The sequence below is a fragment of the Thauera butanivorans genome, from assembly GCF_048398245.1.
Taxonomy (GTDB): Bacteria; Pseudomonadota; Gammaproteobacteria; order Burkholderiales; family Rhodocyclaceae; genus Thauera; species Thauera butanivorans.
Window position 1 is genome coordinate 3,483,371 of sequence record NZ_CP183038.1, and the last position, 19,518, is coordinate 3,502,888.

The window sequence follows — 19,518 nt, forward strand, 5'->3', positions numbered from 1 at the left end:
GGAGCCACAAGATGAGCAGCGGCACGACCACCATCCGCCCCGCAGCCCTGGCCGGCCTGCGCGTGATCGATTTCGGCCAGGGCGTCTCGGCGCCGCACTGCGCCCGCCTGTTCGCCGACTACGGCGCCGACGTGATCAAGGTCGAACCGCCCGCGGGCGATGCCGCGCGCGCCAGCGGCCCCTACCCGGACGACGTCCCCGACCGCGAACGCAGCGGCCTGTTCTTCTTCCACAACACCAACAAGCGCGGCGTCACCTGCAACGTCGAGCATCCCGAAGGCAGGCGCCTGTTCCTCGAACTGATCGGCAAGGTCGACGTGCTGGTCGAGAACAACCTGCCGGCGCGGATGCGGCAGTGGCAGCTCGACTACCCCACGCTTGCCGCGCTCAACCCGCGGCTGGTGATGATCTCGATCACGCCCTTCGGGCAGACCGGCCCCTATAGCGGCTGGAACGGCTGCGACCTCAACGCCTACCACCTGTCGGGGGCGAGCGCGCGCTACTGCGGCCGGCCGCGCGAGATGCCGCTCGAACACGGCACTTTCTCGGCCGACTATTTCGGTTCGGTGACCGCGGCGGCCTGGGGGCTCGCTGCCGTCTTCGGCCGCGACGCCGTTGGCGGCGGCCAGCAGGTCGACGTGTCCTGCGCCGAAGCGATCGCCGCTGCCTTCGTCGGCGGCCAGAACATCGGCGGCCTCGCCCAGGACGGGCGCTCGGACTCGCGCACCGGCGTCGGCATGCCGCTCGGCGCACCCGCCACCATCCTGCCGTGCAAGGACGGCCACGTCTGGATGCTGGCCCTCGAACCCGGCCAGTGGAAAGGCCTGTGCAAGGTGATGGGCGACCCGGAATGGGCCCGGCTCGACATGTTCGACGACATGTACACCCGGGCGCAGAACGCCGATCTCATCTACGAGCTGATGCGCGACTGGCTGATGGCGCACGGCAAGATGGAGATCATGGAGATGTGCCAGGCCGCAGGCTGCCCGGTGACGGCGGTGTTCACCGTCGAGGAGGCCGCACGCCACCCCCACCTGCAGGCACGCGGCCATTTCGTCGACATCGACCATCCCGCGCTCGGCCGCGTGCGCAGCCTGGGCGCCCCCTTCAAGCTGCCCGCCAGCCCGGGCGGGCCGCATTCGCCGGCACCGCTGCTCGGCCAGCACAACCAGGACATCTATGGCGGCCTGCTCGGCCTGCCGGCAGCCGAAATCACGCGCCTGCAGGCGCTCGGCGCCCTCTGACGGACCAACCCGGACCCACGCCATGACGAACACGCTCCCGCTGCAAGGCATCCGCATCATCAACTTCGGCTGGGTGTGGGCCGGGCCGGTGGTCGGCCAGACCCTCGGCTTTCTCGGCGCGGAAGTGCTGAAGATCGAGTCTCGCGCCCGCATCGACATGACGCGCAACCTGCCGCCGTTCGCCGAAGGGGTGCCCGGCCCCGACCGCAGCCTGTCGAACCACGCCTGCTGGGCGGGCAACGGTTCGGTGACGGTCGACCTGAAGCACGCCGAGGGCCGCGAGCTGGTGATGAAGCTGATCGCCGAATCCGACGTCGTCATCGAGAACTTCGGCCCCGGCGTCATGGAGCGCCTCGGCTTCGGCTACGAGGCCCTGCGCGCGGCGAGGCCCGACATCATCCTGTTCTCGATGCCCGCCGCCGGGCTGTACGGGCCGCTGGACCACGTGCGCACCTATGGCCTCAGCCTGACCTCGCTGACCGGCCTGGACAGCCTGGTGGGCTACGAAGGCGGGCCGCCGATCCCGGTCGAGAACGCTTATTCCGACCCCTTCGCCGGCATCTTCGGCGGTTTCGCGATCCTCGCCGCGCTGCACCACCGGCGCAGCAGCGGGCAAGGCCAGCACATCGACTTCTCGCAACAGGAAGCGGTGATGCAGATGGTCGGCCCGGCCTACATGGACTACGCGCTGAACGGGCGCTCCGGCGGCCCCAGGGGCAACCGCCATCCGACCGGCGCGGCCGCGCCGCACGGGGTGTTCCCGTGTGCCGGCGACGACCGCTGGATCGCCATCGCCGTCGGCAGCGACGCCGAGTGGGCCGCGCTGGCCGAGGCGATGGGCTCGCCGGCATGGGCCTGCGAGCCGGCCCTGGCCAGTGTCGCCGGCCGCGTGCAGGCGATCGACCGCATCCATGCCGAAATCGCCGCATGGACGCGCGGCCACGACGACCGCAGCCTCGCCACGCGCCTGCAGGCTGCCGGCGTCGCCGCCACGCCGGTGCTGGCGGTGGCCGACCTGCTCGACGACCCGCACTACCGCGCCCGCGGGACCTTCATCGAGGTGCGGCATCCGCTCGGCTTCGACGAAACGCTGTACGGCGGCTACGTCAAGATGAGCCGCACGCCGGCCGTCGTCAGGCCGGGCCCGGTGATGGGCCAGGACAACGACCGCGCCTTCCTCGACATCCTGAAGCTGCCTGCCGAGGAATATCAACGCCTGAAGGAATCGCAGGTGATCTACTGAGCCTCGCGGCCGGCCGCACGGCCCGGCCCCATCCGCCAGACTGAGCAAACACGGAGACGCACGACATGAAATTCGCCCTGGCAACACCCGCCCTCAACACCTATCCGGCCGCGATGGCCCCCTGGGAGCCGAAAGCCGGCGGCGCCGAAATCCTGCGTTATGCGCGCAAGGCCGACGCCTTGAGCTGGGACTGGCTCACCCTCCCCGAGCATCTGGTGATGCCGGCCGAGATGAAGGAAGTCATGGGTTCGCGCTGGGCCGAGAGCATCACCGCCGCGGCGACGCTGATGGGCGCGACCCAGCGCATCCACATGCTCACCTACATCCTGCCCCTGCCCTACCGCCACCCGCTGCTGCTGGCCAAGCAGATCGCGACGATGGAATTCCTCGCCGGCGGACGCTTCACGCTCGGCACCGCGGTCGGCCACCTGGAGAAGGAGTTCGAGGCGCTCGGCATCCCCTTCCACAAGCGCGGCGCGATGACCGACGAATACCTCGCCGCGATGAAGGAGGCATGGACTTCCGACACCCCCGCGTTCGAGGGCGAATTCGTCCGCTTCAAGGACATCGTGATCGAGCCCAAGCCGGTGCAGAAGCCCCATCCGCCGATCTTCATCGGCGGCAACTCGCAACCCGCCATGCGCCGCGCCGCCGAGCACGGCGACGGCTGGATCCCCTGGCTGGTGACCAGCGAGGACCTGCCCGGCTGCATCGCCTACATGAAGAGCCTGCCCGCCTACGAGGCCAAGGCGGACCGCTTCGAGATCCTCGTCACCACCACCGCCTACAAGGTCGACGACTACTCCCATGCCGAACGCGGCCAGACCCAGATCGCCAGCGACCGCGACGGCGTGCTGCGCGAGATCGAGGCGCTGCAGAAAGCCGGCGCGACTTCGGTGCAGGTGATGCCGCCGCGCCACGACACCCTCGAGCAGACCCTCGAATGGATCGAGTGGTACGACGACGAGATCATCCCCCGCTTCCGCTGACGGGCGCCGCCCCCTTTTTCGAGGATCCACGCATGACCGAAGAACTGCGCCATCTGCAATTCCGCATCGAGGACAATGTCGGCATCATCACGCTGAACCGGCCCGACAAGCTCAACGCGCTGAGCTGGGAGCTGGTCGAGGAACTCGCCGCGCTGCTGCGCCGCCTGCGCTACGTCGACGAGGTGCGCTGCATCCTGCTGCACGGTGCCGGCCGCTCGTTCTGCGCCGGCGGCGACGTGGACTGGATCGCCGGCGACAGCGATCGCCCGATGCCGGGCACCTCCGACCCCTCGCGGCCGATTCCGCGCTCGCAGCGCATGACGCCGGGCGGCCCCTTCATGGACGTCACCCGCCAGATGGTGGCGGTGGACAAGCCGATCGTCGCCGCCCTCCACGGCCACGCGGTCGGCGCCGGCCTGGCCTATGCCATGGTGTGCGACCGCCGCTTCGCCGACGCCACGACCAAGATGTCGGCGATCTTCACCAACGTCGGCGTGGCGCCCGACTGCGGCCTGTCCTGGTTCCTGCCGCGCATCGTCGGCCTGCCCACGGCGCTGATGATGGTCGAGAGCGGCAGGACCTTCGGCGCCGAGGAATGCAAGGCGCTGGGCCTCGTCGACGAGCTGGTGCCGGCGGGCGAGAGCTTCGCGGCGGCCTTCGAGTACGCGCGCACCCTGGCCAGCCGCGCCAGCGTCGCCGTCTGCATGGCACGCCGCATGGTGCTGATGGGGCAGACCGCCACGCTGGAGCAGATCCTCGACTACGAAGGCATCGCCGGCGTCATCGTGGCCTCGACCCTCGACGCGAAGGAAGGCACCCAGTCCTTCCTCGAACGCCGCAAGCCGGCTTACCGCGGCATCTAGACCCACCTGCCGCCGCAACGGCAGCCAACCGGAAAGCTCCTCGATGAAACCGATCTCACTGCGCGCCGCAGCGGCCCTGGCCGGCTGCTGCACCATCCTGCTCACCAGCGTTCCCGCCGCCGGCGGCGGCGGGAACGAAGCCGCCAGCCTCGCCGAGCTGCAGCGGCAGGTCCGCGAACTGCGCGACATCGAAGCGATCAAGCGCGTCAAGCACGCCTATTTCCGCGCCATCGACAGCGCCGATCTGGCGCTGCTGGGCAGCCTGCTCGACCCCGGGGTGGAAGTGCACTTCATCGGCGGCGACTACGAATGGCGCCTGCAGGGGCGCGACGAATATGTCGAGGCCATCGGGCGCAACTTCAATTCCGAGGTGATCGCCCAGCACAACGGCCACCATCCCGAGATCACCGTGCTCAGCGAGACCGAGGCCGAAGGCATCTGGTACCTCCACGACAACTTCTACAACCTGAGCACCAGGCTGTTCACCACCGGCAGCGCCTTCTACCACGACCGCTATCGCAAGGTGGACGGCCAGTGGCGGATCGCCGCGACGCGCTACACCCGCCACTACGAGATCGTCACCCCGCTCGAGGACCTGCCCAAGGTCACCGTGCATTACCTGGGCAAGCATGGCCGGGTGGTCGATCGCCACTGCCACACCGACGCCCTGTGCCGCGACGCCGAATAGCCCCCGGCCGCGCGCCGGCGGTTCACATGTATGGGTGATGCGAGCGCGGCACGCAGCCCGTATCGTCGGCCACATGCATCGAACCGGCCTGCGCCAGAGATGAAACCATGAAACCGGCTCCCTTCGACTACCATGCGCCCGCGACCATCGACGAGGCCGTCGCCCTGCTGGCCCGCCTCGACGGCGAAGGCCGCGACGCCAAGATCCTCGCCGGCGGGCAGAGCCTGATGCCGATGCTCGCGCTGCGCGTCGCACGGCCCGAAATCCTGGTCGACCTGCGCCGCCTGGGCACGCTGGACTACATCCGAGACGAGGCCGGCACCCTGGCCATCGGCGCCATGACGAGCAAACAGGCCGCCGCCGATTCCGCCCTGGTCAGGCGCGCCCAGCCCCTGTTCCAGGCCGCCACCGAACTCGTCGGCCACCGCCAGATCCGCAACCGCGGCAGTGTCGGCGGCTCGTTCGCCCACGCCGACCCGGCCTCCGAGTACCCGGCCGTCGCCCTCGTGCTCGACACCGGGTTCGAAGCAGCCGGGCCGGACGGCAGCCGGACCATTGCCGCGGCCGACTTCTTCATCACCTACATGACCACCGCCCTCGAACCGACCGAGATCCTGACCGCGGTGCGCTTCGCGCCCTTCCCGGCGGGTCGGCGCTGGGCCATCGAGGAATTCGCGCGGCGCAACGGCGACCTCGCGCTGGCAGGCGTCACCGTCACCTTCGACGTCGACGCCGGACTGTGCCGCAACGTGCGCATCGCCGCATTCGGCGTCCAGGCCACCGCGCTGCGCCTCACGGCGGCGGAAGCGCTGCTCGAAGGCCGCCCGGCGCAGGCCGCGCAGTTCGACGCGGCGAGCAAGGAAGCCGCCGCCGCGCTCGACGATCCGATGAGCTGCATCCACGCCTCGTCCGCCTACCGCCGCCACCTGGTCGGCGTGCTCACCGCCCGGGCGCTGGGCCAGGCAGCGGCGCGCCCGCACTGAATCCACGCGAGAGGACAAGCATGCCGAACAAGCAACGCGTCGAAGTCCGGGTGAATGGCACCCGATACGTCCGCGAGGTGGAGCCGCGCCTGACGCTGGCCGACTTCCTGCGCCACGAACTGAACCTGGGCGGAACCCACGTCGGCTGCGAGCACGGCATCTGCGGCGCCTGTACCGTACTGGTCGACGAGCGCAGCGCGCGCGCCTGCCTGACGCTGGCGGTGCAGGCCGACGGCTGTGAGATCACCACCGTCGAAGGCCTGCGCGACCCCTCGAGCGGCGCGCTCCATCCGATCCAGCAGGCCTTCGTGGACGGCCACGGCCTGCAGTGCGGCTTCTGTACCCCGGGATTCATGATGACCACGCTCGAACTGCTGCGCGGCACGCCCGACCCGAGCGAAGAGCAGATCAAGGAAGCCCTCGGCGGCAACCTGTGCCGCTGCACCGGCTACCAGTCGATTCTCGACTCCGTGAAACTGGCCGCGCAGCGGATGAAGCCGTCGACGCCGGCCTGAGCCGGCTCCTTCGTTTCACAGCGCAAACCACCAAGGCGACGACACCATGGCAATCGAGATTCCCACCCTGCCCGAACAGATGCCCAACGATGCATCGCGCTATGTCGGCAAGGCGGTGAACCGTGTCGAAGATCCGGCACTGGTATCGGGCACGGTCGAGTTCATCGACAACTTTTCCCTGCCCGGCATGCTGCACTGCGCCATCCTGCGCAGCCCGCATCCGCACGCCCGCATCCTGTCGGTGAAGGTCGACGCCGCGCTGGCCGCCGAAGGCGTCGTCGCCGTGCTCACCGGCGAAGATGTCGGGCGCTGGTGCAAGCCCTGTTTCACCGCCCCCGAGGGCTGGGGCAGCTACTGCCTGGCGGTCGGCAAGGTACGCTTCGTCGGCGAGCCGGTCGTGGCCGTCGCCGCAAGCAGCCGCTACCTCGCCGAGGATGCCCTCGAACTGGTCGACATCGAGTACGAACTCCTGCCGCCGGTCGCCGACGCCGGGCAGGCGATGGCGAGCGGCGCCCCGCTCGTCTTCGAGGAACGCGGCACCAACGTCATGCTCGACCGCACTTACACCTGGGGCGAGCTCGAGCGCGTCTTCGCCGAGGCCGACCGCGTGGTCAGCCGGCGCTTCCGCTGGAACCGGGTCGGTGCGAACCCCACCGAGACTTTCGGCTGCGTCTGCCGCTGGGACCTCGCCGACAACAGCCTGGTCTGCCACGGTGCCTACCAGACGCCCCGCTTCATGGCCATCGGCCGCGCCGCCTCGCTCAATCTGCCGGTCAACCGCGTGCGCATCGTCACCCATCCGCAGGGCGGCGGCTTCGGCGGCAAGGGCGGCCCGCGCGGCACCGACATCGCCGCGCTGCTGTCGCGCAAGTCGGGCGGGCGGCCGGTGAAGTACATCGAGGACCGCATGGAATACCTGCTCGCCGGCGGCGGGCAGTCCTGGGACCGCCATTACGACGCGGCGCTGGCGGTCAAGGCCGACGGCACCGTCACCGGCTTTCGCGTGCGCCTGGTCGACGACCAGGGCGCGGGCGCCGAAGGCTACGGCACCATCTCCGCCGCCAAGCCGCTGGCCGCATTCACCGGCAACTACCGCATCGAGGCCGCCGGCTACGAGCTGACCCTGGTCGCCACCAACCGCGCGCCGACCTACCCCTACCGCGGCTACGGCCCCCCGCCGCACAACCTGGTCCTCGAATCGCTGATGGACTGCACCGCCCGCGAAATGGGCATCGACCCGGCCGAACTGCGCCGGCGCAACTACATCCGTCCGGAGCAGTTCCCCTACACCGTGCCGAGCGGCAACGAGTACGACAGCGGCGACTACCACGCGGTCCTCGACCGCGTGCTGCAGATGGCCGACTACGACGCCCTGCGTGCCTTCCAGGCCGAAGCGCGCGCCGCAGGCCGCCTGGTGGGGATCGGCGTCGTCAATACGGTGGAACCGGGCGTGTTCGACTGGAACGCCTACGCGACCGTGGGCGTTCCCGGCGTCGGCGTGCCGGAAGGCGTCAAGGTCGCCGTCGACCTGTTCGGCGGCGTGACGGTGGCGGTCGGCTTCAGCCTGCAAGGCCAGGGGCAGTTCACCGTGGCCTCGCAGGTCGCCGCCGACTACTTCGGCATCGACATCGCACAGGTGCGCGTCGCCACCACGCCCTCGGACGTCGCCGTCCCCCACTTCGGGCAGGGCGGCAGCCGCCTCGGCGTCGCCGTCACCGGCGCCATCCTGGGCGCCTGCGAGAAGCTCAGGGCGACCTTCTGCACGGTCGCCGCGCACGTCATGCAGGCGCCCGAAGGCGGCGTCGAACTGCGCAACGGCCGCCTGCGCCGCATCGACGCCCCCGAACACTCGATGTCGCTCGCCGAGATCGCCGGGCTGATGCTGTCGCGCAGCGACCTGCTGCCGCCGGGCGTCGAACCCTGCCCGGAGGCGACCTACGTGTGGACCGCGCCCAACCGCAACGCGCCGGACGACCAGGGCCGCTGCCGCAGCTACCTGACCGCGGCCAACGCCACCCACGTCGCCCTGGTCGAGATCGACCGCGACACCGGCCGCAGCGCCATCCTCGACTACTTCATCGTCGACGACTGCGGCACCCGCCTCAACCCGGCCAACGTGGAAGGCCAGCTGCAGGGCGGCGTCGCCCAGGGCGTGGGCGCGGCGCTGTACGAAGAGTACGTCTACGACGCCCAGTGCCAGCCGCTGGTGAGCACCTTCGTCGATTACCTGATCCCGACCATCCACGAAGTGCCGATGACGAAGAAGGACCACATCGTCACCCCTTCGCCGGTGTCGCCGCTGGGCGCCAAGGGCTGCGGCGAAGGCGCGATCCATACCACGCCGGCCACGATCCTGTGCGCGATCAACGATGCGCTCGCGCCGCTGGGCAAGGAACTGCTCGAGACGCCCGCTTCGCCACAGCGCGTGTGGAAGCTGCTGCACGAGGATGGCGCCGCGGCCTGAGCAAGGCTACCGGACCGGCCAACAGAACGAAAGGAAACACGAAATGAGCCGCACCGACCTGTCTGCCGGGCCCCTCTCCGGCCTGCGCGTACTCGACCTGTCCACCATGCTGGCCGGCCCCTACGGCGCGACGCTGCTGGGCGACCTCGGCGCCGACGTCATCAAGCTGGAGTCGCCCTACGGCGACGAGAGCCGCCACCTCGGCCCCAGGCGCGGCGAGGAACGCGGCCCCTACCTGAGCCTGAACCGCAGCAAGCGCGGCCTCGTGCTCGACCTGCAGCAGGCCGATGCGCAGGCGGTGTTCGCCCGCCTGGCCGCCACCGCCGACATCCTCGTCACCAACATCCGCGAGCCGGCGCTGGGCAGGCTCGGTCTCGCCTACGAGCAGGTCCGCGAGCACAGGCCCGACATCATCTGGATCCGCGTCACCGCCTTCGGCGCCGACGGCCCCTACGCCGGCCGCCCCGGCATCGACTTCCTCGCCCAGGGCTACACCGGCGTGCTGACGCTGAACGGCGAGCCCGACGGCGCCCCGGTGCGCACCGGCTTCCCGGCGGTGGACGTGATGACCTCGCTGCTGGTCAGCAACGCCGCGCTCGCCGCGCTGCGCGCGCGCGCGCTCAGCGGCGAAGGCCAGCGCATCGAGATCTCGCTGCTCGACGCGCTGATGCACGCCCAGGCCAGCTCGATCGGCACCTACCTCGCCACCGGCGACCGCCCCAGGCGCACCGGCAACCGCAGCCTCTACTTCGCCCCCTCGGGCGTGTACCCGACACGCGACGGCAAACACGTGGTCATCACCACGCCGGGCGAGAAGTTCTTCGCCAAGGTCTGCCGCGCGCTGGAAACCGACTGGGACAGCGACCCGCGCTTCCACGACATCCATGCCCGCCTCGCCCACGAGGACGAACTCGACGCCGCCATCGCCGAATGCACCCGCCGCTTCGACCGCGACGACCTGGTCGCGCGCCTGGTCGCCGCCGACGTGCTGACCGCGCCGATCAACGAGGTCGAGGACGTGGTGAAGGACCCGCAGGTCCTGCACAACCGCATGATCGTGCCAGTCGAGCATCCCGAGCTGGGGCGCATCGACGTCACCGGCATCCCGCTGCGCTTCTACGGCACGCCCTGCGAGGTGCGCAAGCACCCGCCGATGCAGGGCGAGCACACGCGCGAACTGCTCGCCGAGCTGGGCTATGCCGGAGACGAGATCGACGCGCTGATCGCGCAGGGGCTCGCCGCCGATACCGCCGAACTGCGGCGCCAGAGGGATGCGCGGCGGGCGGAGAGAGCCACGGCGGCGCAAGCTTGAGGCGGACTGGCGGGCGACCGCGGGAAAAGCCTGGCCCCCGATCGTTCAGCGCATCGTGCCGAAAAACTCGGCGTTGCTCTTGGTGGCCTTCATCCGCGTCAGCAGGAATTCGACCGCTTCGAGGTCGTCCATGCCGTGCAGCAGGCGGCGCAGGATCCACATCTTCTGCAGTTGGTCGGGCGGCACGAGCAGCTCCTCCCGCCGGGTGCCGGAACGATTGACGTTGATCGCCGGATACACCCGCTTTTCCGCCAGGCGGCGGTCGAGGTGGAGCTCCATGTTGCCGGTACCCTTGAATTCCTCATAGACCACGTCGTCCATGCGGCTGCCGGTGTCGACCAGCGCGGTGGCGATGATGGTCAGCGAGCCGCCCTCTTCGATGTTGCGCGCGGCGCCGAAGAAGCGCTTGGGTTTTTGCAGCGCGTTCGAATCCACGCCGCCGGTGAGGATCTTGCCGGATGCGGGCGCAACGGTGTTGTAGGCGCGCGCCAGCCGCGTCAGCGAGTCGAGCAGGATGACGACGTCGCGCTTGTGCTCGGTGAGGCGCTTGGCTTTCTCGATCACCATCTCGGCGACCTGGACGTGGCGGCTGGCGGGTTCGTCGAAAGTGGAGGCGATGACTTCACCCTTGATCGAGCGCTGCATCTCGGTCACTTCCTCGGGGCGCTCGTCGATCAGCAGCACGATCAACACCACGTCCGGCTGGTTGGCCACGATCGAATGGGCGATGTGCTGCAGCATGATCGTCTTGCCGCTCTTGGGCGGAGCGACGAGCAGGCCGCGCTGGCCCTTGCCGATCGGCGCGATGAGATCGATGACCCGGCTGGTGAGGTTCTCCTCGCCGCGGATGTCGCGCTCGAGCCTGAAGCACTCCTGCGGATGCAGCGGCGTCAGGTTCTCGAACAGGATCTTGCCCTTGCACTCGGCCGGCGGGCGGCCGTTGATCGCATCGATGCGCTCGAGGGCGAAGTTGCGCTCTCCGGCCCGGGGGACGCGGATGATCCCTTCGACGGTGTCCCCGGTGCGCAGGTTGAAACGCCGGACCATCGAAGGCGAGATGTAGATGTCGTCCTGGCCGGTCAGGTAGGATGAGTCGGCCAGGCGCAGGAAGCCGAAGCCGTCGGGCATCAGCTCGAGGGTGCCGTCGCCATGGATCGGCCCGCCGCTGCGCGCGTGGAGGCGCAACAGGGCAAACACGAGATCCTGCTTGCGCAGGCGCTGCGCGCCTTCCACACCCTGCACCTGCGCCATCGCCAGCAGTTCGGAGACGTGCAGGGACTTGAGCTCGGACAAATGGAGCGGCGGACCGGTGTTGACGTCCGCCCCTGCGGACGCCTCGGTCTCGATCGGCTCGGGCAGGTCGTATTCGTACCCCTCGCCGGCGGGGCCTCCGGCATCATGCCGGGCAGGGTTGCGGCCGTTCTTCCTGGGGCCGTTGGAGGAGTGGGAGCCGTTGCGGCGCCCACGTGCAGGATTCTTCGAGCGCGGCTTGGCGGCGGGTCTGGGGGTATCGGTCACTCTGAAATACCGTGAAAAGGAATCGAACGGGCGGCTGCGAACTCCGTACAGCGGAGCACCCGCGCGCCGCCTGCAGCCTTTCGGGCCGCGGACTACGCATGGGTCCAGCCAGAGATGTCGCCTGACGAGAAAACCCCGCAGGCCGGAGCAGCACCGTGACCACGATGCCAGGCACCACGCTCATCGGTTCAACGCCGGAGCCCTCTTCCGCATCACTCAGGACACGGCCCGGCGAAAGCATTCCGGACGCACGGCGATGGCCTGGCCCGGTGGCCGGTCTACGGGGCGATTCAATGCGGCATGGCCTGCGCGATTCGGTCTGCGCCAGCCGTGGTTCCGCCGCTCCAACAGTGGAACCCGCATCATACCATCGTCGACGGCGCGGGCCGGGCATGATTCGGCCACGCCCCTCCCCCGATGCTTCCGCCCCCCGCCTGAGCAGGCCTTTTCCCGTTTCATGGTCTATGGTCAGACGAGAAGCCGGCGCAGATGCGGCTCCGGCAGACTTCGCACCGCCGCTGCAGACCGGATGAGGGAGGAAGGCATGGCGAAACCCGGCGACGCCCGCCCCGTGTTCCTGGATCTCTTCCGGATCCGCTTTCCGATCGGTGCGATCGCATCGATCCTCCACCGGGCCTCCGGCGTCCTGCTCTTCCTCGCCCTGCCACCGCTGGCACTCGGACTGGAGATGTCGCTGCGTGGCGAGGCGCAGTTCGAGGCCCTGCGCAGCTTGCTGCCGGCACCGTGGCGGATCGTGATCGGCACGATCCTGGCGTGGGCAGCAACGCACCACCTGCTCGCCGGCATCCGCCACCTGCTGATGGACGTCGGCGTCGGCAGCGCGCTCGGTACGGCACGTGCCAGCGCCCGCGCGGTGCTGGCGATTGCGCTGCTCGCCGCCCTGTTCGCGGCCTGGCGGGGGCTGTCATGAGACTGTTCCGCGGCCAGCGCGCCTGGCTGGTGCAGCGCATCAGCGCGCTGCTGGTGCTGGCCCTGCTCGCGGCGGGCGGCCTGGCGCTGCTGCTCGGCCCGCCGCTCGACCATGCGCGCTGGCACGCGCTCGCCACCGGCGTCCACGGCGGCCCGCTGATCATGCTGCTGTTCGCGGCGCTGTGTGCGCACGCCTGGGTCGGCATGCGCGACATCGTGCTCGACTACGTGCAGCCGCGCGCCCTTCGCCTGTCCGTGCTGACGCTGGTCGCGCTCGTCCTGTTCGCGGTGCTCGTGCGCGTGCTGCTGACGCTCGCCGCCCATTTCGCCCCGCCTGGCTGAGCGCCCGCGCGCAGGAGACGACATGAAGCTCTCGATCTACCGCTTCAACCCCGAAACCGACGACAGGCCGCGCATGCAGGCCTACGAGATCGAGCCCGAGGCTGGCGACAAGAAGCTGCTCGACGTGTTGATGCGCCTGCGCACCGTCGACGACAGCCTGTCCTTCCGCCGCTCCTGCCGCGAGGGCGTGTGCGGCTCCGACGCCATGAACATCAACGGCCGCAACGGCCTCGCCTGCCTGACCGCGCTGGCCGGGCTGAAAGAGCCGGTGGTGCTGCGCCCCCTGCCCGGCTTTCCGGTGATCCGCGACCTGATCGTCGACATGACGCAGTTCTTCGCCCACTACCACGCGATCAAGCCCTACCTTATCAACGACGGCCCACCGCCCGAGCGCGAGCACCTGCAGACGCCCGAGCAGCGCGCCCGCCTCGACGGCCTCTACGAATGCATCCTGTGCGCCTGCTGCAGCGCGTTCTGCCCGTCCTACTGGTGGAATCCCGACAAGTTCATCGGCCCCTCGGGGCTTCTGCAGGCCTACCGCTTCATCGCCGACAGCCGCGACACCGCCACCGCCGAGCGCCTGGACTACCTCGACGACGTCTACCGCCTGTACCGCTGCCGCACGATCATGAACTGCACCGAGGTCTGCCCGAAGGGCCTGAGCCCCTCGCACGCGATCGAGCGCATCCGCCTGGCGCTGCTGCAGCGTTCGTCCTGAGCCGGCCGGCGGGCGTCAGCCCTGCTTCATGGCCTGCACGACGTCGGCCCAGTGGCGGGGATCGGGGCAGCGGTTGTGCGTGATGCTGACGCTGTCGGCGATGCCGTCCAGGCGCGCGCGCAGCTTGCCCGGGATCTCGTGGCGCTCGCCGACGACGGCGATCTCGTCGAGGATCGCGTCGTCGATCACGGCCGTCATGTCGTCCCAGCGCCCCTGCTTGGAGAGCCGGTTGAGTTCGGTATGGACTTCGTTCCAGCCATGGCAGGCCAGCGTGGGGACGTAGGCGGGGGTGGAGCCGTAGAAGGCCAGCTGCTTGCGCGCCGCCAGCCGGGACGCGGCGAAGGCTTCTTCCGTGTCGGCGGTCACCACCAGCGTCGCGCACATCACCTCGATGTCGCGCCGCGTGCGTCCGGACCTGAGCAGGCCGTCCTGCAACGCGGGCAGCGTGTTCTCGAGCAGGGAGCGGCGCGTGTTGAACGGATGGGCGATGAAGCCGTCGGCCGTCTCGCCGGCCACCGCCGTCATCCGGGGGCCGAAGCCGCCGGTGAAGATCGGCGGCGGGCCATACGGGTTGGGGCCGGGGTCGAAGGCCGGAATCATGATCGTGTGGTGGTAGAACCTGCCCTCGAAACGAAGCGGCGCCCTGCCCTCCCAGCAATCCCAGATGGCCTTGATCGCCCGCACGATCTCCGCCATCCGCTCCGCCGGGTGGGACCACACGCTGCTGAAGCGCTTCTCGATGTGGGGCTTGACCTGCGACCCCAGCCCCAGCACGAAGCGGCCACCGCTGATGGACTGCATGTCATGGCCGAGGTTGGCCAGGTTCATCGGATTGCGCGCGAAAGCGACGGCGATGGCCGTGCCCAGGCGCAGCGTACTCGTATGCTCGGCCGCTACCGCCAGCGACAGGAAAGGGTCGTGCTTGGCCTCGAAGGAAAAACCGCCGTCGTAGCCGATGTCCTCCAGTTCCTTGTAGATCGTGCGCGCCCGGCGGGGATCTTCCAGGGGAGCGGTGGTGTAGACCTTCATGTCGCATGCCTCGGGCAGGTGGTGGGGAGCCTAGATGCCGGCGCGGCGAGCGCGCCGGCTGGCATCGGCGCATTTCCACGCCAGCGGGATCGCCAGCAGCGACACCGCCGCCGCCAACTGGCCGACGCTGTCGAAGCCGGCCAGGCGGCCGCCGGCGTCGATGTCGATCATCAGCCCGGCGGCGAGCGCACCCACGCCCATGCTGAGCTGGGTGACGACGCCGTTGATCATCATGAAGCCGCCGCGGTGCTCGGCGCGCGGCAGTTCCGACAGCAGCGCCAGCGCCGGAATCCAGCGCCCATAGACGGTGAGGAAGAAAGCCGCGCCCAGCGCCACCGCGAGCCACGCCGGCAGCAGCGCGGCATGCGTCGTCTGCAGGATCACCACGATCGACAGCAGCGTGGCGGCGACGAAGACTTCGAAGCGGCCGTGGCGGTCGGCGAGACGGCCGACCAGCGGCGAGGTGAACAGGCTGAGCGCGCCGGCGACGAGGTAGACGAGCGGCAACTGCGCATCGCCGATGCCGACGTTGCCGACCCAGAACGGCGCGAAGTAGGCGCCGACCGCGTAGGCCGAGCCACTCACCGTGACTGTCAGCAGCAAGGCGGGCGACAGCGCCAGCAAGGCCTTGCCGCCCGCCCCCGCCGCCGGCGACGCCGGCCGCGCGGGCAGGCGGGGTACGCGGCGCCGGATACCCAGCGCGACCGGCAGCGCCAGCAGCAGCAGCGCGCCGAAGGCCAGCCGCCAGTCCAGCGCCGAGGCGATCGCCAGGCCGAGCGGCACGCCGACGACCGAGGCCAGCGCATGCCCGGTCATCACCGTGCCCAGCGCCGCCGCCCGCCCTTCGAGCGGCACGCAGTCGGCGACCGTGGCCTGGATCAGCGACGACAGCACGCCGCCGCAGGCGCCGGCCAGCACGCGCGCGGCGAGCAACGCCGGCAGCGACGGCGCCAGCGCGGTGAGCAGCAGCGCCAGCGCGAAGCCGCCATAGACGGCGAGCAGCAGCGCGCGGCGCTCGAAGCGGTGGATGACGGCGCCCAGCACCAGGCCGGCGGCGCCGGCGCCCAGCGTATACAGGAAGACGAGCTGGCCGAGGGCGGCCGGCGGCAGGCCCAGCGTGCGCAGCAGCTGCGGCGCCAGCGGCATGACGATCATGAAATCCACCAGATGGGTCATGTGCACCCATCTCAACACATTGGTCAGGCGACGTGCCGCTCCCGCATCGCCCGCCGCTGGCTCAAGTGCCGGCACCGGCCGGCGTCACCGACAGCACGTCGTCCGGCGCCCAGTACGCCCGCATGCTGGTCACTTTCAGCGTCGGGTCGAATTCGAGCACCTCGATCACCGCGATGCACATTTCCCCCTGCGGCGTATCGACGCGAACATTGAATGCCATCGCTGCGGCCAGCCCATGCGAGGCGCGGATCGGCGTCACCAGTTCGATCCGGGCACGCGCGGCAACCGCCCGGTCGTAAAATCCGGCGATTGCCGCGCGTCCGCGCACCGGCTCGCTGCCGACCGGATCTTCCACCGTGGCGTCCTCGGCGTAATGCCTGACGATGCGTTTCACATCTCCCGCATCGAGCCCATCGATGATGTCCTGCACGATTCGTCGCATCTCCTGCGCTGTGTCGATATCCACATCCCTCTCCTGGCTGTGCGTCCGGCGGCGGTTCAGGCCGGAGCCTTGATGATGTACTGGCTGGTCTGCACGACGTCGAGCTTGTCGAAGTCGATGAAGCGCGCGCAGCTCTCGCGCATCGAGGCCTGGTTGCGCTGGTATCTGGCCTCGTCGCCGGCAGCATCGTAGAAGGCCCGGATGTCACCGAAGGCCGCCGGCGGGAAACCTTCCTCGACGATCGCGTCATAGCGCGGAGCATCGAAGCTCAAGGCGCGCCCGACCACGTTCTGCACGTACAGGAAGGTGTCCTGGGTATCGATCGCCACCTGCGTGTGGGATTCGAGCCAGATGTCGAGCCAGGCCTCGCGCGCCACCCGCGGCGGGCGGCGGAACAGTGCGATCTGGATGAAGCCCGGCGTGCGCTCGCCCGGCGCGGCCGGGAAGCGCGTGTTGCGCATGGGCTGGGATTCGCTCACCGCATAGCTTGCCACCCGCCCGCCGAGGCTGCCGACGGCCTCGTCGAAAGGCGCACGCGAGGCGCGGTTGGCCGAATCCACCCACACCGAGATGAAGGCCTCCATCTGCGGCGTGCAAGAGCGGAAAGCCGGCGCGGCGCCCCGCGCCGCCTCGTCGGCGACGTTGACGGCCACGCCGAGCGCACCGCGCTCGACGAGCAGCGGTCCCACTTCCTCCCGCACCCGCCGGCAGAAACCCGCCGGATCCTCGCGCGGATCGCGCCACAGCGCATGGACGATCTTCTCCATCAGTTCGCCTTGGGCACGCGCTTGGTCGGCTCGATCCCGGTCAGGCGCGCGAGGTTGAGGCCGAGGATGTTGGCCTTGTCCTGCTCGGTGAGCTGGGCGTAGCCCCACTTCTGCTGCAGCTCCTCGGGCATGTCGAAATGGCGGATGTAGTCGGTGACGCGCCCCAGGTCGTCGAACGGCAGGTCGAAGCCGAGCACGATCTTCTCCGACGTCATCCACTGCAGCGCGGTGCCGATGGCGTGGTAGCCGCGGTAGGGCGCGCGCTGGTACCAGCCGATGATGCCGGAGATGCTCATGTACAGGTTCTTGTGCTTGCCGCACAGGCCGACCAGCAGCTCGGTGTCGGGCCAGCCGGCGTGGTAGGCGATGATCTTCAGGTCGGGGAAGTCGAGCAGCACCTCGTCGAGCTGGCCGACCGCGCAGTGGTTGTTCGGCTGCGGGCAGACGTAGCTCATGCCGGTGTGGATGGTGAGCGGTACCCCCAGTTCCTGCGCCTTCTCGTAGAACGGCCACAGGCGGCGGTCGTTGAGCGGGCCGTCGTCTTCGGGCGTATACAGCTTGCACAGGCGCGCGCCGCGCTCCTTGGCCAGGTACTCGAGCTCCCAGTTGGCGTGCTTGATGCCGCGCTTGATCACCGGGCCGACGTTGGCCTCGAGGTACATGCGCTCCGGATAGGGCTCGATCTGCTGCAGCATGAAGCCGTTGGTCGACATCGACACCGTGCCGCCGGTGATGTCCATCATCGGCTCGCGCAGGCAGAAGGCCACGTCAACGTTGGCCTGGTCCATGTGCTTGATGAGTTCGCTGGCGATCGGTGCCGGCCACTCGCTGTCGAGGTCGCGTCCCGCCCAGGCGCGCAGCACGCCGTTTACGCTGTCGTGGAAATGCTGCATTCCGGGGTAGTAGCCGATCTCGCTCATGGTCTGCAGGTTCATGAAGTGGAACTCGGTCATCGCGACGAAATAGTCCTTCTCAGCCATGCTCGCTTCTCCTTTGGTGATGGTGTTGCGCCGGTCCGGCTCAGCGTCCGGTGAATTCGGGCTTGCGCTTGGCGGCGAAGGCGCGCGGCCCTTCCTGCGCGTCGTCGGACGCGAACACGCGGGCCGACATCGTCTTCTCGAGCACGAAGGCGGGTTCGTTGTTGAGCGCGCGCACCGCGATCTCCTTCGCCGTGCGCACCGCCAGCGGGCCGTTGTCGCAGATCCGTTGTGCATAGGCGAGCGCCTCGTCCATGAGCTTGTCCGCAGGCACGACCTTGTTGATCAGACCGACCTCGCAGGCGCGCTGGGCGTCGATGGTGTTGCCGGTGAGCAGCAGTTCCATCGCGATCGCCCATGGCACCTGCTGCGGCAGCCGGATGTGCGAGCCGCCCGCCGGCACCACGCCCCAGCGCACTTCCGCAAGGCCGAACTTCACATGCCCGGCGGCGATACGGATGTCGGTGCCGAGCATGAATTCCAGCCCGCCGGCCACGCACATGCCGTTGACCGCGGTGATGATCGGCTTGAAGTTGCGCTGGAAGGGCCGCTTGGCGGGATCCTCGTAGCCGAGCGCGTCGCCTTCGTTGAGCGCCGGCAGGGCGACCTTGAGGTCGAGGCCGGTGCAGAAGGCCCGCTCGCCGGCGCCGGTGAAGATCGCCACCCGCAGCGCGGGATCGGCCTCGAAATCGTCGAAGGCGGCTTCCAGGCCGATGAGCATTTCCTTGGTCAGCGAGTTCATCGCCTCGGGACGGTTCATGGTGATGACCGCGATCGGGCCGCGTTTCTCGTAGATCACGCTTTCGGGCAGCTTCGGTTCCATCCTTCCTCCTGTGTTCGTTCCTTGCCGGCCGCAGGGCTGCGGCCCGTGCTCAAACCTCGCTGCGCCTGAAGCAGGGCAGATACAGCTCGTCGGTGACGCGGCTGAAGGCGACCTCGACCGCCATGCCGATCGACAGTTCGTCCGGCGCGCAGTCGAGTACCCTGCTCAGCATCCTCACGCCCTCGTCGAGTTCGACGATCACCGGCGCGTAGGGCGCATCCCCGGCGAAAGCCGGATGCAGCGGGCGCTCCACCACGGTCCACGAAAACACCTTGCCACGGCCGCTGGAACCTTCCCACACCCATTTGGGTGAACCGCAATGCGCGCACAGCTCGCGCGGCACGTGGCGGTAGCGGCCGCAGCCGCTGCAGCGCTGGAAGCGCAGTTCGCCCTGCGCGCCCCAGCGATAGAATTCACCCGCCAGCCCCTCCAGGGCGGGCAGGGGCTTGCCTCGATCGGCGCTTGCTGCATCCATGTTCATATCGACCTCTCTTG

20 protein-coding genes are annotated in these 19,518 nt (G+C 69.3%); 12 read left to right on the top strand and 8 right to left on the bottom strand.

What is annotated here, in order from left to right; genetic code table 11:
- Positions 1–11 precede the first annotated feature (11 nt).
- The 9 genes from ACNQFN_RS16885 to ACNQFN_RS16925 all read left to right on the top strand — a co-directional run bounded on the left by ACNQFN_RS16885 (position 12) and on the right by ACNQFN_RS16925 (position 10,301).
- The gene (locus tag ACNQFN_RS16885; RefSeq protein WP_418647033.1) at positions 12–1,244 is read left to right on the top strand and encodes a CaiB/BaiF CoA transferase family protein; all 1,233 of its coding nucleotides are present in this window, start codon (positions 12–14) and stop codon (positions 1,242–1,244) included.
- 22 nt (positions 1,245–1,266) lie between these two features.
- The gene (locus ACNQFN_RS16890; protein ID WP_418647034.1) at positions 1,267–2,487 is read left to right on the top strand and encodes a CaiB/BaiF CoA transferase family protein; all 1,221 of its coding nucleotides are present in this window, start codon (positions 1,267–1,269) and stop codon (positions 2,485–2,487) included.
- 65 nt (positions 2,488–2,552) lie between these two features.
- A complete protein-coding gene (locus tag ACNQFN_RS16895; protein WP_418647035.1) occupies positions 2,553–3,476 on the top strand; it encodes a TIGR03619 family F420-dependent LLM class oxidoreductase in 924 nt (307 codons plus the stop codon).
- Positions 3,477–3,508: 32 nt separating this feature from the next.
- Positions 3,509–4,339: an enoyl-CoA hydratase/isomerase family protein gene (locus tag ACNQFN_RS16900; RefSeq protein ID WP_068637369.1), complete on the top strand. Its 831-nt coding sequence runs from the start codon at positions 3,509–3,511 to the stop codon at positions 4,337–4,339.
- A gap of 43 nt (positions 4,340–4,382) precedes the next feature.
- Complete coding sequence (locus tag ACNQFN_RS16905; protein WP_068637371.1) at positions 4,383–5,027, top strand: nuclear transport factor 2 family protein; 645 nt, start codon at positions 4,383–4,385, stop codon at positions 5,025–5,027.
- A gap of 107 nt (positions 5,028–5,134) precedes the next feature.
- Positions 5,135–6,010: an FAD binding domain-containing protein gene (locus ACNQFN_RS16910; protein ID WP_068637373.1), complete on the top strand. Its 876-nt coding sequence runs from the start codon at positions 5,135–5,137 to the stop codon at positions 6,008–6,010.
- A gap of 20 nt (positions 6,011–6,030) precedes the next feature.
- The gene (locus ACNQFN_RS16915; RefSeq protein ID WP_418647036.1) at positions 6,031–6,525 is read left to right on the top strand and encodes a (2Fe-2S)-binding protein; all 495 of its coding nucleotides are present in this window, start codon (positions 6,031–6,033) and stop codon (positions 6,523–6,525) included.
- A gap of 46 nt (positions 6,526–6,571) precedes the next feature.
- Positions 6,572–8,989: a xanthine dehydrogenase family protein molybdopterin-binding subunit gene (locus ACNQFN_RS16920; protein ID WP_418647037.1), complete on the top strand. Its 2,418-nt coding sequence runs from the start codon at positions 6,572–6,574 to the stop codon at positions 8,987–8,989.
- A 43-nt stretch (positions 8,990–9,032) separates the two neighbouring features.
- Entirely contained in the window at positions 9,033–10,301 is a 1,269-nt protein-coding gene (locus ACNQFN_RS16925) for a CaiB/BaiF CoA transferase family protein (RefSeq protein ID WP_418647038.1), read from the top strand.
- A 45-nt stretch (positions 10,302–10,346) separates the two neighbouring features.
- Here the strand turns inward: ACNQFN_RS16925 and rho are convergent, their stop codons facing one another.
- The gene (gene rho, locus ACNQFN_RS16930; RefSeq protein ID WP_369404214.1) at positions 10,347–11,648 is read right to left on the bottom strand and encodes a transcription termination factor Rho; all 1,302 of its coding nucleotides are present in this window, start codon (positions 11,646–11,648) and stop codon (positions 10,347–10,349) included.
- 715 nt (positions 11,649–12,363) lie between these two features.
- On the opposite strand from rho, the gene sdhC reads away from it, so the two are divergent.
- The 3 genes from sdhC to ACNQFN_RS16945 are packed head-to-tail and all read left to right on the top strand — an operon-like array spanning position 12,364 to position 13,809.
- The gene (sdhC, locus tag ACNQFN_RS16935) at positions 12,364–12,750 is read left to right on the top strand and encodes a succinate dehydrogenase, cytochrome b556 subunit (RefSeq protein WP_068637381.1); all 387 of its coding nucleotides are present in this window, start codon (positions 12,364–12,366) and stop codon (positions 12,748–12,750) included.
- Complete coding sequence (sdhD, locus tag ACNQFN_RS16940) at positions 12,747–13,091, top strand: succinate dehydrogenase, hydrophobic membrane anchor protein (protein WP_068637383.1); 345 nt, start codon at positions 12,747–12,749, stop codon at positions 13,089–13,091. Before sdhC ends, sdhD begins: the two co-directional genes overlap by 4 nt.
- A 22-nt stretch (positions 13,092–13,113) precedes the next feature.
- Complete coding sequence (locus ACNQFN_RS16945; RefSeq protein WP_068637385.1) at positions 13,114–13,809, top strand: succinate dehydrogenase iron-sulfur subunit; 696 nt, start codon at positions 13,114–13,116, stop codon at positions 13,807–13,809.
- A gap of 15 nt (positions 13,810–13,824) precedes the next feature.
- Here ACNQFN_RS16945 and ACNQFN_RS16950 read toward each other — a convergent pair whose 3' ends face one another.
- The 7 genes from ACNQFN_RS16950 to ACNQFN_RS16980 all read right to left on the bottom strand — a co-directional run bounded on the left by ACNQFN_RS16950 (position 13,825) and on the right by ACNQFN_RS16980 (position 19,498).
- Positions 13,825–14,838 (bottom strand): TIGR03617 family F420-dependent LLM class oxidoreductase, encoded by a 1,014-nt coding sequence (locus tag ACNQFN_RS16950; RefSeq protein ID WP_068637387.1) that lies wholly within the window; start codon positions 14,836–14,838, stop codon positions 13,825–13,827.
- Between the two features lie 30 nt (positions 14,839–14,868).
- On the bottom strand, positions 14,869–16,014 hold the full coding sequence (locus ACNQFN_RS16955; RefSeq protein ID WP_068637388.1) for an MFS transporter: 1,146 nt from the start codon (positions 16,012–16,014) through the stop codon (positions 14,869–14,871).
- A gap of 61 nt (positions 16,015–16,075) precedes the next feature.
- Positions 16,076–16,480 carry a nuclear transport factor 2 family protein gene (locus ACNQFN_RS16960; protein ID WP_068637392.1) on the bottom strand — a complete coding sequence of 135 codons (405 nt, stop codon included), beginning with the start codon at positions 16,478–16,480 and terminating at the stop codon, positions 16,076–16,078.
- A 32-nt stretch (positions 16,481–16,512) separates the two neighbouring features.
- Positions 16,513–17,223: a hypothetical protein gene (locus tag ACNQFN_RS16965; protein WP_418647039.1), complete on the bottom strand. Its 711-nt coding sequence runs from the start codon at positions 17,221–17,223 to the stop codon at positions 16,513–16,515.
- Complete coding sequence (locus ACNQFN_RS16970; protein WP_418647040.1) at positions 17,223–18,203, bottom strand: amidohydrolase family protein; 981 nt, start codon at positions 18,201–18,203, stop codon at positions 17,223–17,225. Before ACNQFN_RS16970 ends, ACNQFN_RS16965 begins: the two co-directional genes overlap by 1 nt.
- Positions 18,204–18,243: 40 nt before the next feature.
- Positions 18,244–19,023, bottom strand: a complete 780-nt coding sequence (locus ACNQFN_RS16975) for an enoyl-CoA hydratase/isomerase family protein (protein WP_068637398.1) — start codon at positions 19,021–19,023, stop codon at positions 18,244–18,246.
- Positions 19,024–19,072: 49 nt separating this feature from the next.
- Positions 19,073–19,498: a Zn-ribbon domain-containing OB-fold protein gene (locus tag ACNQFN_RS16980; RefSeq protein ID WP_068637445.1), complete on the bottom strand. Its 426-nt coding sequence runs from the start codon at positions 19,496–19,498 to the stop codon at positions 19,073–19,075.
- Positions 19,499–19,518: the final 20 nt, after the last annotated feature.

What these genes read in the sequence shown, in the direction of transcription:
- ACNQFN_RS16945 (WP_068637385.1), top strand. Translation starts at nt 13,114, where the DNA reads ATGAAGCTCTCGATCTACCGCTTCAACCCCGAAACCGACGACAGGCCG.
- ACNQFN_RS16910 (WP_068637373.1), top strand. Translation starts at nt 5,135, where the DNA reads ATGAAACCGGCTCCCTTCGACTACCATGCGCCCGCGACCATCGACGAG.
- ACNQFN_RS16965 (WP_418647039.1), bottom strand. Translation starts at nt 17,223, where the DNA reads ATGGAGAAGATCGTCCATGCGCTGTGGCGCGATCCGCGCGAGGATCCG.
- ACNQFN_RS16915 (WP_418647036.1), top strand. Translation starts at nt 6,031, where the DNA reads ATGCCGAACAAGCAACGCGTCGAAGTCCGGGTGAATGGCACCCGATAC.
- ACNQFN_RS16950 (WP_068637387.1), bottom strand. Translation starts at nt 14,838, where the DNA reads ATGAAGGTCTACACCACCGCTCCCCTGGAAGATCCCCGCCGGGCGCGC.
- ACNQFN_RS16970 (WP_418647040.1), bottom strand. Translation starts at nt 18,203, where the DNA reads ATGGCTGAGAAGGACTATTTCGTCGCGATGACCGAGTTCCACTTCATG.
- ACNQFN_RS16920 (WP_418647037.1), top strand. Translation starts at nt 6,572, where the DNA reads ATGGCAATCGAGATTCCCACCCTGCCCGAACAGATGCCCAACGATGCA.
- ACNQFN_RS16955 (WP_068637388.1), bottom strand. Translation starts at nt 16,014, where the DNA reads ATGACCCATCTGGTGGATTTCATGATCGTCATGCCGCTGGCGCCGCAG.
- ACNQFN_RS16885 (WP_418647033.1), top strand. Translation starts at nt 12, where the DNA reads ATGAGCAGCGGCACGACCACCATCCGCCCCGCAGCCCTGGCCGGCCTG.
- ACNQFN_RS16905 (WP_068637371.1), top strand. Translation starts at nt 4,383, where the DNA reads ATGAAACCGATCTCACTGCGCGCCGCAGCGGCCCTGGCCGGCTGCTGC.
- ACNQFN_RS16925 (WP_418647038.1), top strand. Translation starts at nt 9,033, where the DNA reads ATGAGCCGCACCGACCTGTCTGCCGGGCCCCTCTCCGGCCTGCGCGTA.
- ACNQFN_RS16890 (WP_418647034.1), top strand. Translation starts at nt 1,267, where the DNA reads ATGACGAACACGCTCCCGCTGCAAGGCATCCGCATCATCAACTTCGGC.
- sdhC (WP_068637381.1), top strand. Translation starts at nt 12,364, where the DNA reads ATGGCGAAACCCGGCGACGCCCGCCCCGTGTTCCTGGATCTCTTCCGG.
- ACNQFN_RS16895 (WP_418647035.1), top strand. Translation starts at nt 2,553, where the DNA reads ATGAAATTCGCCCTGGCAACACCCGCCCTCAACACCTATCCGGCCGCG.
- ACNQFN_RS16900 (WP_068637369.1), top strand. Translation starts at nt 3,509, where the DNA reads ATGACCGAAGAACTGCGCCATCTGCAATTCCGCATCGAGGACAATGTC.
- ACNQFN_RS16980 (WP_068637445.1), bottom strand. Translation starts at nt 19,498, where the DNA reads ATGGATGCAGCAAGCGCCGATCGAGGCAAGCCCCTGCCCGCCCTGGAG.
- sdhD (WP_068637383.1), top strand. Translation starts at nt 12,747, where the DNA reads ATGAGACTGTTCCGCGGCCAGCGCGCCTGGCTGGTGCAGCGCATCAGC.
- ACNQFN_RS16975 (WP_068637398.1), bottom strand. Translation starts at nt 19,023, where the DNA reads ATGGAACCGAAGCTGCCCGAAAGCGTGATCTACGAGAAACGCGGCCCG.